This is a genomic window from Bordetella sp. (genome assembly GCF_057362025.1).
In genome coordinates this window covers 1-13,641 of record NZ_JBMQQZ010000048.1, presented here as the reverse complement: position 1 = coordinate 13,641, position 13,641 = coordinate 1, and the positions used below count along the sequence as shown (strand labels likewise).

Here is a 13,641-nt window from a genome sequence, read left to right as displayed (position 1 = left end):
GGCCAGCCCGTTGGAGCCGCGCGCGGGAATCTGAAGGGAGGACGGCCGGGCAAAAAAACCGCAAGAAAACCGCCGCTACTTCGGCCGCCGTACGAAGATGACGACGCGGGAGTCCGGCGCGAAGGCGCCGGACCGGCTCCTCCGGGCTGGCCCCGACAGGCATCACCTCCGCCGGACGGCACCAGCAAGCCACCCGCCAACAGCACCGATCACCACACGGAACAAAGCAACACACCTGCCGAAGGAAAAAACGACACCGTCAGCCCTAGACGATCCCCGTATTCTTCTTGAACGAAGCCACCTGCTCCGGCGTGAAACTCGGCAGCCGCAAATCCCGCAAATAAGGACCGAACGCCTCGTCTATCTGGTCCCCGAACCGCGAAAAAATCTCCGCCATGTAGTAATCATGGCGAATCAACGACAGCGCCATCGTCACAATCGGCATGTTCTTGGAATGCGCCGCGATCACATCCCCCTCGACATTGGCCGTCAGCATCTCCCGATAGTCGACTGCCAGCGTGAATAGATTGTCCGCCGTCCCCATCCGCACACCGTTGTTCTCGTGGATATACACGCTGCACTTATCGGTATACCGGAACTCCTCTGCATTCTTCCCGAACAGCACGATCAGCAAGCGCACCCCACGCGTCACCGCCGCCTCGCGCAGACGATCCGCATGTCGGCGCAGCACGTGATCGGCGGCCTTGATCCACACCGTTGCCGTGCTCCGCTCGATCAGCACGTCGATATGTTCGTGCACCGCCGCGTCGCCGCGCAGCGTCCAGACGTACTGGTCCTCGGTGCGCGGCGTAACCGCCTCCAGGCGCTCTGTCAGGCCGGCGCACAGCGAACGCGTCTGGCGCGCGATTGCGTCCAGCAGTTCGCGCGGGCGCGCAGCGACATAGCAGGTCGGGTTCTCTCGCACCGGCAGCACGGCGCCGCGGCGCGCCAGGCTGTCCAGCGCGCTATAGGTATTGGGCCGCGGCACGCCGGCCTGCTTGGAAATCTCGTAGGCCGTCGACGGCGGCATGCCCAGCAGCTGGACATAAACCTTGGCTTCGTATTCCGTGAAGCCCAGTCTCTTCAAATCGCCGGAAATGTTGTCCGTGGACGCATCGTCCTTGGCCACATGCTTGACGCTCATCGGGGTACCCCGTCGGAAACCGTGCGAGTTTAGCAGAGGGCCTGGCGATGCGACTCTACAAAACCGGTATGAACGTCGCCGGCCGCGAACGCCGGATGTTCCAGGCAGGCGATCAGGAAATCGCGATTGTGGCGTATCCCCTCGACCTCGAAGCGCCGCAGGGCCTCGGCGGCGCGGCGGCGCGCGGTATCGCGGTCTTCGCCATGCGCGATCAGCTTGGCGATCATCGGATCGTAGAAGGGGGTGATCTCATCTCCTTCCCGGTAGCCGCTGTCCACGCGGATGCCCGGCATGCCTGAGGGTGGGCGGAACACGGCCAGGCGGCCCGGCGAGGGCATGAACATGCGCTTGGGGTCTTCGGCATAAAGCCTGCATTCGATGGCATGGCCCTGCGCGGCGATGGCATCCTGGGACAGTGCCGGCAGGCTGTCGCGCGCCAGGTCGATCTGCATCGCCACCAGATCGCGTCCGGTGATCATCTCGGTCACCGGATGTTCCACCTGGATCCGGGTATTCATTTCCAGGAAGTAGAACTCGAAGGATCCCGCGTCGACGATGAATTCGACCGTGCCGGCGCCCTGGTAGCGTGTGGCGCGGCACAGGTCGACCGCGGCCTGCGCCATGCTGGCGCGCGTGGCGGCGGGCAGGCCCGGCGCGGGGCTTTCCTCGATGATTTTCTGGTAGCGGCGCTGCAGGGAACAGTCGCGTTCGTATAGGTGGATGGCGTTGCCGTTGCCGAAGCCGAAGACCTGGATCTCGGCGTGGCGCGCCAATGGGATATAGCGTTCCAGGAAAACCGCGCCGTTGCCGAAGGCCTTGGCCGCCATGGATTGGCTGGCTGCGACGACGGCCTGCAGGTCCTCGGGGCGGTCGACGCGGCGCATGCCGATGCCGCCGCCCCCGGCCACGGCTTTGACCAGCAGGGGATAGCCGACGCGCGCGGCGCTTTCGGCGATGCCGTCCAGCGCGCCCGTCTCAAAGCGGTCGCTGCCGGGTACCACCGGTACGCCGGCGGCGATGGCCAGTTCGCGGGCACGCTGCTTATCGCCCATGTCGCGGATGCTGTCCGGGCGCGGCCCGACCCAGGTCAGGCCCGCCGCCAGCACGGCCTGGGCGAAGGCGGCGTTTTCGGAAAGAAAACCGTAGCCGGGATGGATGGCCTGGGCGCCGGTATCGGCGGCGGCCTGCAGGATCGCCTCCGGACGCAGATAGCTTTCGCTGGCGCGGGACGGACCGATCGCGCGTGCCTGGTCGGCCATGGCGACGTGGGCGGCCTGGGCGTCCGCTTCCGAATAGACGGCGACGGTTTCGATATCCAGGGCGCGGCAGCTGCGCATGACGCGGCAGGCGATTTCACCGCGGTTGGCGACCAGCAGGCGGTTCAGGGACGCCATGGCGGCCTCACACCGACAGGCGCGCGACGACGCTGCCTTCGGACACGGTCTGCTCGGGCTGGACCAGGATCTCGGCGATGGTGCCGGCTTCCGGTGCCACGACGGGGATTTCCATTTTCATGGATTCCAGAATCAGGATGGGCTCGTCCTCTTCCACCGTATCGCCCGGCTTGCGCAGGATTTTCCAGACATTGCCGGTGATCTCGGTCTTGACGTCTACGGTACTCATGCCGTGTTCCTCCATGTGGCCGGATGGTCGCGCGCGCCGCCAACGGGCATCGATACGACGATGCGGCCGCGAGCGGGCGTGGCCGGATCCAGAATAGGGGATTTTGGTAGTTGTTGCAACAACAACGTTAATGGCGTTGACGGATCGTTGGTGCGGCGCGCAGCGGCGCGGCTCATGCAGGGATCGGGGTGCAGGCGACGGACACCACAGGGAATCGAACATCCGATCCGTCATCGCACGCAGGTTATGCCGTCATGATCACGTCTTCCTTTCCCATCGCGCACGCGCTGCGGCCAACCGGCACCGATACGCCTTCCTCGCATTTGCCCGGATCCGGACCGGTGGCGCCGCAAGAGGCAACGAGGGGATACGCTGCCGGCGCGGCGGCAGCGTTCGAGCGGGCGGCGCCGAACGACCCGCTGTATCCCTTCCAGTGGCACCTGAACAATACCGGCCGAAGCGTGTTCGCGGATACGGCGCCCAAGGCCGGCGTGGACCTGAACCTGGGCACGTTGCACCAGGAGGGCATAACGGGCAAGGACGTCGTGGTCGCGATACACGAGCCAGGCCGTATCGACCCGGATCACGAGGACCTGGCGCCCAACCTGCTGGTGCGCGCGCCCCTGGACCGGACCGGCCTGCGCGATCGCGACATCGCCCATGCCACCGCCACGGCGGGCATCATCGCGGCGGTGGAAGGCAACGGCAAGGGCGGCGGGAGCATCGCGCCAGAGGCCAAACTGCTGGACATGCAGGCACCCGGCGCACACGATGTGCCCCGGCCCGTGCTGCACAACATCAGCGGGGGAAACTCGCCGGTCATCTTCGCGCCGTATTCGGAGTCCGAGTATCCGGATGCGGGTCTGGATGGCAACACTGGCGAATTGTTCATCAAGTCCGCCGGCAACGAATTCGAAAGCGCCGACAAGATAGGCATCGGCGTGGAAACCTGCCGTGCGGCGACCGGCGGCACGGGCATCGGTTGCCTGACCGCCACGGCGGACGCGATGAACGCCATGGCCCGCGTCGTGACGGTGGGGGCGGTGAACGCGGACGGCATCAAGTCCTCCTATTCCAATACGGGTTCGGCGCTCTGGGTATCCGGCCTGGGGGGCGAATTCGGCCTAGAAAAGGCCCTCGTGGCGGAGTCCCATGCGCAGTCGGGCACGTCTTCGGTGGACGATGCGCACTTGTATGCGCCCGCCATCGTGACGACGGACGACTCCGGCCTGGCGCAGGGATTGAACCGCGACGGGCCGGGCCTGCCGCGCTACAACGCGCTCGACAGCGGCAGCCTGTCCGGCGTCGATGCCAGCGGCGATTACACCGCCCGTGCCAATGGGACGTCGGCCGCCGCGCCCACGGTGACGGGCGTCGCGGCGCTGATGCTGCAAGCCAATCCGGCGCTGACCTGGCGCGATATCAAGTACATCCTCGCCACGACCGCACGCAAGATCGATCCCGACCGTCCGGACATCGTCCGGCAGGGGCGGGTACTGGACGACGGCTGGGTCAGGAATGCCGCGGGCCGCTCCTTCAGCAACTGGTACGGCTTCGGTCTGGTCGACGCCACGGCTGCCGTGCACGCGGCCCGGCGCCACACGTCCCTGGGCCCGCTGCGCAACACCGGCTGGGTCGCGATGAGCGGAAACGCGGTCCCCATCGGCGCCTGCGATGCGCCGGGGACCGGCGCGCCGATCGCGGTGAAAGACGACATGAAGATCGAAACGGTACAGCTGCGGTTGCGCACCACGCACAAGGATCCCAACCGACTGCATATTGCGCTCATATCGCCGTCCGGTACCCGCAGCGTCATTCTGCCGGCGGGCACGCTCGTCATGCTGGCGGGCGACACCTTCTCCATCGATCTGGCCGCTTCGAACGCCTTCCTGGACGAGTCCGCGCGCGGCACCTGGACACTGCAGGTCATCGACGCGGCGAAGCCGGCGTCCTCCGCGGATGCGCCAGGCACCATCGTGTCCTGGGATCTTCGCGTGCTGGGGCATTGATGCGCAAGGCGGGCACCGCGAACGAGACCTTCGCTGTCCGGCGAGGTATTCCCATCGTCAGGGTCTGCATGCGCATGGGCATGCACGGCCTGCTGTGCATCGGCGGCCTGGCCGGCGCGGCGGGCCTGTTCGTCCACGACTACGCGGGGCGCACGGACAGCACGATTTTGCCGAAGAATCCGCCGGCCTCCATCCAGGCGTGGGCCTGGGCCGCCTGCGCCAGCGGGAACACTTTTTCGACGATGGGCGCAGCGCGTCCGTCGGCGATGCAGGGCAGCGCGCGGGCGGCGAACTCCCTGACGATGTTGGCCTTCTCCGTCGCGGGGCGCGAACGCAGGACGCTGCCGATAATCTGCTGACGCTTGACCATCATCAGCGCAAGGTTCAGTTCCGCCTTGATACCCGACATGACGCCGATGACGACCAAACGTCCGCCGGCTGCCAGCGAATTCATATTCGGCGCGAGATAGCGCGCGCCGATATGATCGAGGATGACGTCCACGCCCATCTTCTCGGTCAGTGCCCTGACCTCGGCCGCGAAGTCCGGCGTGGCGCGGTAGTCGATGACGTGGTGCGCGCCCAGCGCCTTCAGGCGATCCTCCTTGCCCGGCGACGCCGTGACGATCAGGCGCGCGCCGGGCACCAGGGCGCGGCATAGCCTGAGGGCCGCGGTGTTCACGCCGCCGCCTCCGCCATGCAGCAGCGCGGTCTGGCCGTCGCGCAGGCCGCCCAGCATGAAGACGTTCAGATAGGCGGTGATGTAGGTTTCGCAGACGCAGGCGGGTGTCTCGAAGTCCATGCCGTCGGGAATGGGAAGCAGCAGCTCGGCGCGCGCCCGGGCGTATTCCGCGTACCCGCCGCCGCCGACCAGCGTCATCACCCGGTCCCCTGGCCGCCAGCCCTGCACGCCCTCGGCCACGGCGTGGACCACGCCGGCCACTTCCAGCCCCAGGATGTCCGATTCGCCGGGCGGCGGCGGGTAATTGCCTTCGCGCTGGACGATGTCCGGGCGGTTGACCGAGGTGGCGTGCACGCGCACCAATACCTCGCCGGGCCCGGGTTCCGGCAAGGGCGCATCGCCGTAGTACAGCACGTCGGCCGGGCCGGGTTCGCGCATCAGGATGGCTTTCATGGCGGTGTCTGGCCGGCTACGCGGCGAGGGCATCGTGCTCTTCGTGGGGCACGGTGGCCGCGCCCTTGATTTGCGTGCGATGCATGATGCGGCTGACGGCGGGATCGAAGGCGTCCCGGCGGTGCAGGGTGCAGCGGTTGTCCCAGAGAATCAGGTCGTGCGGTTGCCATTGCTGGCGGAAAGTGAATTCCTGCTGCGTGGCGTGGGCCCACAGTTGGTCCAGCAGTTCATTGCTTTCGTCCAGCGGCAATCCGACGATATGGCTGTTGCGGCGACGGCCCAGGTACAGGGCGGCGCGGCCGGTTTCCGGATGGCGCACCACCAGCGGGTGGCGGGCACCCGGCGCCTCGCGCGGGTCCGTCACTTCCTTCATGCCCTTGCGCATCATGCCGGCGCTGTTGTAGGTGGCGTCATGGATGGCGCGGCGCCCGGAAATGGCTTTCCTGAGCGTGCCGGGCAGTGTCTCGCAGGCCAGGTACATATTGGCCCAGAAGGTATCGCCGCCGCTGGGCGGTACGTCCAGCGCGTGCAGCAGCGCGGCCATCGGCGGCGTGTCGATGTAGGTCATGTCGCAGTGCCAGACGGCTTCGCCGTCCCCAAGGTTGCCGATGGGGACGCCGTCTTTCTTCACGTTGGAAATCACGTTGATTTCGGGAAATTCCGTCAGGAAAGGTTTGCCGTAAGGATTCGGCCCGGGAGGATCGAGCTCGCCGAATACCCGGCTGAAGGCCAGCAGTTCCGGATCGCTCAGAAGTTGGCCGCGAAAGCGCAGGACCAGGTGCTCGCTCCAGGCGCGCTTCAGCGCCGCGACGTCATCGGCGGCGAGCGGCGCGCGCAGATCCAGACCTGAAATTTCCGCGCCGAGGGCCGACGCGAGGGGAGTAACGGTGATCGACATGGTGTTGGCCTGTGCATGCTAGAGGTGATGTCCCTTCCCGGATGGTGCGGGCCCGCGGGGCACGGTCGAGTGGGTGGGCGAGGCCAATATAGCAATCGTGGGTAATGCGGTAAATGATATATATAAGGCATACCGTTATACTGAATCCGTATCCATGCAGAAGAAAAAACCCCTACAGCGCCGCCATATCGAAGCCATCGTCGCGGTCGGCGATGGGCGGTCGGTGCATCGCGCCGCTCGCGCACTGGGCGTCCCGCAACCCGTGTTGTCGCGCCTGTTGGCCGAGGCCGAGACGCTGGTCGGCGCGCGCCTGTTCGAACGGTCCAGCCATGGCAGCGTGCCGACGGCGCAGGGCCGCCTGATCCTGCCACGCGCCCGTTTCGCGCTGCGCACGATGGAGCGCCTGAACGACCTGACGACGGGCGATGCGCCGCCGATCCGGCTGGGGTGTATCCCGCGCGCCATGCACACGCTGCTGCCGCATTTGCTGGAACGCGTCTATCCGGATGGCGGGCAGGCGCCGTTGGAAAAGACGGGGACGGGCGGCGCGGCGGTAGCGGCCGGCGCCGATGGCGATGCGAAGGCACAAGGGCGGACGCCGGCAGGCGGCACGGGAACGGATGGGGTGGGTATGCGCTTCGAGGTGCGCGAAGGCAACTCCATCGCGCTGTTCAACAGCCTTGCCGCGGGCGACCTGGACTTCGCCATCCTGCGCGGCAATGTGGCGGACCCTGGCGACGAATGGGTCATCGAGCGATTGTTCGACGAGCGCACCGTTATCTATTGTGCCGCGGGCCACCCCGATATTCCCTCGGGGCAGGTTTCCCTGTCGCGGCTGGCGGCGATGGGCTGGACCCTGCCCGAGCCGGGGACAACATCGCGCGGCGCATTCGATGCGTTCTGGGCCGAACACGGCCTGGCGCCTATCAAGCCCCTGATGGAAACCCGCTCGTTCGAGGCCAATCTGGCGCTGGTCGCCGCGTCGCGGCTGGTGTCCATCGCGCCTGAATCCATCGTGCGCCGCCATGTCGGCTTCGGCGTGCTGCGCATCGTCAAGGTCAGGCGCGCCCTGCCTATCAACCCCGTCATGCTGGCGTTTCACCGGATGTCGCTGGAGGATCCTTTACTCGGGCGGTTTCATGCCTATGTGCGGGACGCGGCGCGGGCGCGTTGATATCTGGTCCCGGGCAGGCCATCGTGCGGCCGGGTCGATATGCAGGCCCGTCCGGTACGACCCGGGCGGCTGCCGGGGCGTGCGCTCAGGCGTGCCGGCGGCGGGCGATCTCCAGCACGCGATCCGCCGCTTCTTCCGGGGCGCCGTTGTTGTCCACGGTGAGCAATTCGCAACCGGCCGGCACGTCGAATGCCGCCGTCGCGCGCGCCAGCCTTTCCTCGATGGCCTGCATATTCTCGCGGCCGCGGCTGGACAGGCGCTGCTTCAGCGTGCGCACATCGACGGCGATCTCCACCGCGCACAGGCCCGGGTAACGGGCCCAGGCGCGCGGCAAATGCGCGCGCGATCCATTCACCAGCACCGTCACCCCGGCGGCCATCCAGGCGTCGATCTCCACGCCTACGCCGTAAGCCAGCCCGTGGCTGCGCCACGAGAGGGCGAAGCAACCCAGTTGTTCGCGCCGGGCAAATTCGTCTTCGCTCAGTGCCACCGAGGCCTCGTCGACGCCGCTGGGCCGGGTGATATACCGATGCGCAACCAGGATGCGGTCCCGCGGCGTGCTCATGCCGCGCACATGGCGCAGCAGCGTGTCCTTGCCGCTGCCCGACGCGCCCATGATGTAGACGAGCGAGGGTGCGGGCGCATTCATGGTGCGTCGTCGTCCATATAGCGGGCGCCGGCCGCGTCGCGCACGGTTCCGTCGAAGCCGTAGTGGCGCGCGACGATGAACGGATCGTCGGGTCGCGGCTGGACGTACACGGTGATTGCCTCGACGGGCATGGCGCCGTCCAGCGCACGGCCAGCGCGGGCACGCAGCAGTTCCTCGGCATGGTCGAGTTCCGTGGCGCCGAGGTTGCCGGTCAGCGTGATATGAAAGGTGTAGGTATCGAAGACGTAGGGGTAGCCCCATTCGGCCAGCATGCGCTGCTGGGGCAGCGTCAACTGGTCCGGCCTGCGGCGCGCGATTTCAGCCGGGGTGGACGGCGCGCGATAGGGGTCCAGGTCGCGTACCACCCGGTCCGCCAGGGCGCGGACGCGCGCGTGTGTGCCGGCGTCGTCGGGCAGGCACCAGGCCAGGAACCCGCGCAGGGCGCGCAGGGTCGGCACGATGTGGAAGGGCTTTTGCATGCGGGCGAGCGCGCGGATCGCCTCGTCCAGCCCTGTCGCCGTCGTGCCCGGGCGCAGGCGGAAGGGCGGCTTTAGCGTCGCGTGCAGACCGTAGTGCCGAGGCGCGTCGGTCCAGGCATCCAGCCGGGGATCCTCTTCTCGCGCGCGCGGCAGGCGCTGCCCGCTTTCTTCATCCCGGCCCAGCCAGGCGCGGCCGAATTCGCGCCAGGCGCCGACCGGCGCCAGATAGACGGCGTAGCGATAAGCAAGCGGCATGGCAGGGGCTCAGGCAGCGGCCCGCGCCAGCGGGCTTTCGAAGTGGCGTGCGGCATAGCGCAGGCGCCCGCCCACGATGGCCGCGCAGACGCGTGGGACCTCGGGCACGCTGTCATCCACGACAATGGCATCGGCGATCATGCCGGTGTCCAGCTGGCCGCGGTCGCGCAGCCCGGCGGCTCGCGCCGGATTGCGCGAGACCAGCGCCCAGGCGTGTTCCAGCGGCAGGATGCCGCGGCTTGCAAGTTTCATCACGGCCGTCAGCGGGGCGGGGTAGTAGTAATCGGAGGCCAGCACGTCGCACAGGCCCGCGCGGATCATCGCGGTAGCGTCGGGCGCATTCGTGTGGCTGCCGCCGCGCACCACGTTGGGCGCCCCGAAAACGATGGAGTCGCCCAGCGAACGGGCCACCTGGGCCGCCTCGATGGTCAGCGGGAATTCCGCCACCCCGCAGCCGAGCTGGTGATAGTAGCGGCGGGTGGCCGGATCGCGGTCGTCGTGCGATGCGACCTCCAGGCCGGCCTCGCGCGCGCAATCGGTCAGTTCGCGCATGGCGCCGGCGACCGCATCGGCCGATTGCATGGCCGCGCGGATGCGGTCCTGGAAGGTATCCAGGTCGCATTCGGCGCGCTCCGCGTACTGCAGCAGCTTGCGGTCATCGCCCAGGCGCTTGGTCATGCTGGGGAGGTGGTCGTTCAAGGCCAGGAAACGCACTTTGCCGGCGCGGATCCAGGACTGCGCGATCTCCACGCCGCTGACGTGATGGGTCTCGAAGCGCAGGTGTACGTAATGGCGCGCCCCCAGCAGGCGCTGCATGCGGTCCAGGGCATCGAACATGCGCATGGCGTAGGGTTCGCCGCGCAAGCCGCCTTCCCAGGACAGGGTCAGTCCGTGGAATTCCGTGGTGATGCCGTTGGCCAGCAGTTGCCGATCGACGTCCAGCAGGGCGCCGTCGTAAGGGAAGGTCACGCCCGGACGCGGCATGATGGCGCGTTCGAAGGCGTCGCCGTGCAGGTCGACGATGCCGGGCAGCACCAGCAGGTCTCCCGCATCGAAATCGGCCGGCGCGGGTCCGGAACCGGTATGGGTGCCGGCGATACGGTCCTGCTCGAAGGAGAGGCGGGCGGGGCCAAGCCCCTGGGCGGTCAATACACGGCGGCCGCCGATGCCGCGCAGGAAATGGGAAGGCGAATTGTCTGGATGCATGGAGTCCACCTGTAGAACCTTCTAGAGTAGCGGTCTTCGATGACGAACAGATGTCTAGATGTCTTTCCGCGCGGGGATGGCGCGCCGCCGGAATGCTTTCCGGCGTCGGCGGACCCTAGTCGTCGTTGACCATCAATTGCACCCAGTCGCCGGAAAAACACGTGATGCTGTATTGCAGCGGCGCTTTGTCCTGGTCGATATTCAGGGCTTCCACTTTCAGGATGGGGCGGGTCTTGGGCTGCGCCAGCAGGCGTGCCACCTCTTCGCTGGGCAGCGTGGCGGTGATGCGCGACCACTTGCGCGTGTAGTCCGCGATGCCGAACTGCCGGTAGGTCTTGGAAATGGATCGCGTGGCGTCGAGTTTGTCGACGAATCCGGGAAAGCGCTTTTCTTCGAAATAATGCTCCGCCACGCTTATCGTGCGGTTTTCCGTCTTGCCGATCAGTTGCACGCGCAGCAGCGAGGCATTGCGCGACAGGCCCAGATGATGGGCGATTTCCGCGGACTTCAGCGTTTCGCTGTGCACCACCTGAGCGTGGCCCAGCACGCCCTGGCTACCCAGGTTCTCGGAAAAGCGCGTGCGCTTGCCGATGGCGTAGTCGATCGCGTGTTCCTGCACGAAGGTGCCGCGTCCCTGCTCGATGCGGACCAGGCCGCCCTGTTCGAGCTCGCCCATCGCCCGCCGTATCGTGTGGCGGTTGACGGAGAATTTCTCGGCCAGCTCCGGTTCCGGCGGCAGCTGTTCGCCGGGCGCGTAGCGCTTGTTGCGTATGTCCGTCGCCAGGGCCTCGCCAATCTGACGCCAGATGGCGATGCCCGATCCTCGTTCCACCATGATGTTCTTCCGTTACGCAAGCGTGGTCATAAAAAATTCACCGACAACGTGGTTCACTGCGGTTGAACTTTACCTCGTGACGGATCATACTACATCTACTCGTATAGACGTTTAGAGGTAATCATGACTCCCGAAACCGGCGAACAGCCGCACGCGCCGCGCGCTGCCTGGATGCGCGTGATGGCGCTGGCCGAACCGGATGCCCTCGCGCTCGCCTATGCGGCGCTGGGGGAACTGCCCGTCTACCGCAAGCTGCGCGCGCCGGAAACCGGCATGGCAATGGTGCGCGCCCGGGCGGGCGGCACCGGCGCGCAGTTCAATCTTGGCGAGATATCCGTGACGCGCTGCGCCGTGGCGTTCGACGATGGCATCGTCGGTACCGCCTATGTGCGCGGCCGCGCCGCCCGCCACGCGGAGCAGGCCGCCGTGCTGGACGGGCTGTTGCAGATGGACGAATGGCACGAGCGCGTGCGCAAGAGCGTGATAGAGCCGCTGGCCCGATCGCATGCGGACAACGCCGCCGCGCGCGCCGCGGCCGCGGCGCAGACGCGCGTCGATTTCTTCACCCTGGTGCGGGGGGATAACTGATGACCACTACTCATACGGCGCGCACCGCGGCACGCGGCGCGGCCACCTTGCTGCCCGGCTTCGACGACCCGGTGGCGGGCGCCCAGGAGACCTTCCGCGCGGCGCTGCAGGCGTTGGCGCATCCGGGGCGAATCCAGGAGCTGGAAACGTCCTGTGGCGTGCCTTCCGGCCTGTCGCCGGCGATGGCGGCGATGCTGCTGGCACTGGCCGATGTCGATGCGCCGGTCTGGCTGCCGGCCGGCGTGGACGAAAGCGTGCGCGGCTTCCTGCGCTTCCATTGCGCCTGCCCGCTGGTGGACGATCCGGCGCACGCCCGATTCATCGCCGTGCCCGCCGGGCACGTTGTCCCATCGCTGGACAGCTGCGATCCCGGCGATGCCGCCTATCCCGATCGATCGGCCACCTTGCTGATCGAAGTCGGCGCCTTCGGGGCAGGGGTGGCGCTGACGCTGTCCGGTCCGGGCATTCCCGGCACGCGCGCGCTGGCGGTGGCGGGCCTGCCCGCGGACCTCCGCGAACAATGGGCATCGAATCACGCGCTGTTTCCCTTGGGCGTGGATGTCTTTCTGACGCAAGGCGGGCAGATCTGCGGTCTGCCGCGCACCACCCGGATGGAGAACTGACATGTACGTTGCTGTGAAGGGCGGCGAACGCGCCATCCTGAATTCCTATCGCATGCTGGACGGCTATCGGCGTGGCGATCCCGCGGTGCCGGCGCTGACGCTGGCGCAGATCCGCGAACAAATGCCGCTGGCGGTGTCGCGCGTCATGGCGGAAGGCTCGCTGTACGATCCGCACCTGGCCGCGCTGGCGCTCAAGCAGGCGGCCGGCGATGCGATCGAAGCGGTATTCCTGCTGCGCGCGTACCGCACGACGCTGCCGCGCTTCGGCTATACGCAGCCGCTGGACACGGCATGCATGGGGCTGCAGCGCCGCATATCGGCTACCTTCAAGGACGTGCCGGGCGGGCAGGTGCTGGGGCCCACCTACGACTATACGCAGCGCCTGCTGGATTTCAGCCTGGAGGACGATGCCCCGGTGGCGCCGCTGCCGCCGGCCGACGTTCCGCTCGATCCAGCCATGCCGCGCGTCACGGACCTGCTGCGGCACGAATCGCTGGTGGAAGACGAAGCCGTTCCGCCGGGCGACCCGGCGCCTTTCGACCTGACGCGCCAGCCGATGACCTTTCCGGCCTCGCGTCCGGCGCGGCTGCAGAACCTGGCGCGCGCCGACGAGGGCTATCTGCTGTCCATGGGCTATTCGACGCAGCGCGGCTATGGCAATACGCACCCTTTCGCCGCCGAGATCCGCTATGGATCGGTCGAAGTCGGGATGTTCGTCGAAGAATTGGGTTTCGCCGTCACGCTGGGCGAAATCGATGTCACCGAGTGCCAGATGGTAAGCCAGTTCGCCGGCAACCCGCAGGAAGGCCCGCGCTTCACGCGCGGCTACGGGCTGGTATTCGGCTACGGCGAACGTAAGGCCATGTCCATGGCGCTGGTAGACCGGGCCCTGCGCGCGGCGGAACTCGGCGAAGCCTCCGATTCCCCCGCCAACGATCACGAGTTTGTGCTGTATCACAGCGATAACGTCGAGGCCTCCGGCTTCGTCCAGCACTTGAAGTTGCCGCACTACGTGGATTTCCAGGC

Annotated in this window: 14 protein-coding genes; 5 read left to right on the top strand and 9 right to left on the bottom strand. The window is 67.2% G+C overall.

From position 1 onward, the window contains the following. Positions 1–265: 265 nt before the first annotated feature. Genes ACO1P8_RS09990 through ACO1P8_RS09980 form a run of 3 tightly spaced genes read right to left on the bottom strand, consistent with a single transcriptional unit; the run spans position 266 to position 2,767 of the window. Positions 266–1,144, bottom strand: coding sequence for a TrmB family transcriptional regulator (locus tag ACO1P8_RS09990; RefSeq protein ID WP_486295734.1), 879 nt, complete (start codon positions 1,142–1,144; stop codon positions 266–268). Between the two features lie 29 nt (positions 1,145–1,173). After that, positions 1,174–2,538 (bottom strand): acetyl-CoA carboxylase biotin carboxylase subunit, encoded by a 1,365-nt coding sequence (locus ACO1P8_RS09985; protein WP_486295733.1) that lies wholly within the window; start codon positions 2,536–2,538, stop codon positions 1,174–1,176. A 7-nt stretch (positions 2,539–2,545) separates the two neighbouring features. Then, positions 2,546–2,767 (bottom strand): acyl-CoA carboxylase biotin carboxyl carrier protein subunit, encoded by a 222-nt coding sequence (locus ACO1P8_RS09980; RefSeq protein WP_094840305.1) that lies wholly within the window; start codon positions 2,765–2,767, stop codon positions 2,546–2,548. Positions 2,768–3,021: 254 nt separating this feature from the next. Here ACO1P8_RS09980 and ACO1P8_RS09975 point away from each other — a divergent pair, with 254 nt between their 5' ends. Continuing rightward, positions 3,022–4,776 (top strand): S8 family serine peptidase, encoded by a 1,755-nt coding sequence (locus ACO1P8_RS09975; protein WP_486295732.1) that lies wholly within the window; start codon positions 3,022–3,024, stop codon positions 4,774–4,776. 139 nt (positions 4,777–4,915) lie between these two features. Here ACO1P8_RS09975 and ACO1P8_RS09970 read toward each other — a convergent pair whose 3' ends face one another. Both ACO1P8_RS09970 and ACO1P8_RS09965 read right to left on the bottom strand, forming a co-directional pair. Beyond that, positions 4,916–5,908, bottom strand: coding sequence for an NAD(P)H-quinone oxidoreductase (locus ACO1P8_RS09970; RefSeq protein ID WP_486295731.1), 993 nt, complete (start codon positions 5,906–5,908; stop codon positions 4,916–4,918). A 16-nt stretch (positions 5,909–5,924) separates the two neighbouring features. Continuing rightward, positions 5,925–6,806, bottom strand: coding sequence for a TauD/TfdA dioxygenase family protein (locus ACO1P8_RS09965; protein ID WP_486295730.1), 882 nt, complete (start codon positions 6,804–6,806; stop codon positions 5,925–5,927). Between the two features lie 154 nt (positions 6,807–6,960). Between ACO1P8_RS09965 and ACO1P8_RS09960 the strand changes: the two genes are divergently transcribed. After that, complete coding sequence (locus tag ACO1P8_RS09960; RefSeq protein WP_486295729.1) at positions 6,961–7,980, top strand: LysR family transcriptional regulator; 1,020 nt, start codon at positions 6,961–6,963, stop codon at positions 7,978–7,980. 85 nt (positions 7,981–8,065) lie between these two features. Here the strand turns inward: ACO1P8_RS09960 and phnN are convergent, their stop codons facing one another. From phnN to phnF, 4 genes are all read right to left on the bottom strand, one after another. Next, positions 8,066–8,629, bottom strand: a complete 564-nt coding sequence (gene phnN, locus ACO1P8_RS09955) for a phosphonate metabolism protein/1,5-bisphosphokinase (PRPP-forming) PhnN (protein ID WP_486295728.1) — start codon at positions 8,627–8,629, stop codon at positions 8,066–8,068. Continuing rightward, the gene (locus ACO1P8_RS09950) at positions 8,626–9,363 is read right to left on the bottom strand and encodes a DUF1045 domain-containing protein (protein ID WP_486295727.1); all 738 of its coding nucleotides are present in this window, start codon (positions 9,361–9,363) and stop codon (positions 8,626–8,628) included. Before ACO1P8_RS09950 ends, phnN begins: the two co-directional genes overlap by 4 nt. 9 nt (positions 9,364–9,372) lie before the next feature. After that, positions 9,373–10,569 carry an alpha-D-ribose 1-methylphosphonate 5-triphosphate diphosphatase gene (locus ACO1P8_RS09945; RefSeq protein ID WP_486295726.1) on the bottom strand — a complete coding sequence of 399 codons (1,197 nt, stop codon included), beginning with the start codon at positions 10,567–10,569 and terminating at the stop codon, positions 9,373–9,375. 115 nt (positions 10,570–10,684) lie between these two features. Further along, positions 10,685–11,404 (bottom strand): phosphonate metabolism transcriptional regulator PhnF, encoded by a 720-nt coding sequence (gene phnF / locus ACO1P8_RS09940; RefSeq protein WP_486295725.1) that lies wholly within the window; start codon positions 11,402–11,404, stop codon positions 10,685–10,687. A 123-nt stretch (positions 11,405–11,527) separates the two neighbouring features. Between phnF and phnG the strand changes: the two genes are divergently transcribed. The 3 genes from phnG to ACO1P8_RS09925 all read left to right on the top strand — a co-directional run. Continuing rightward, the gene (gene phnG / locus ACO1P8_RS09935) at positions 11,528–11,992 is read left to right on the top strand and encodes a phosphonate C-P lyase system protein PhnG (protein WP_486295724.1); all 465 of its coding nucleotides are present in this window, start codon (positions 11,528–11,530) and stop codon (positions 11,990–11,992) included. Beyond that, complete coding sequence (gene phnH / locus ACO1P8_RS09930; protein WP_486295723.1) at positions 11,992–12,615, top strand: phosphonate C-P lyase system protein PhnH; 624 nt, start codon at positions 11,992–11,994, stop codon at positions 12,613–12,615. Before phnG ends, phnH begins: the two co-directional genes overlap by 1 nt. 1 nt (position 12,616) lies before the next feature. Next, positions 12,617–13,641 (top strand): carbon-phosphorus lyase complex subunit (locus tag ACO1P8_RS09925; protein ID WP_486295722.1); only part of this gene is annotated, 1,025 nt, incomplete at its 3' end.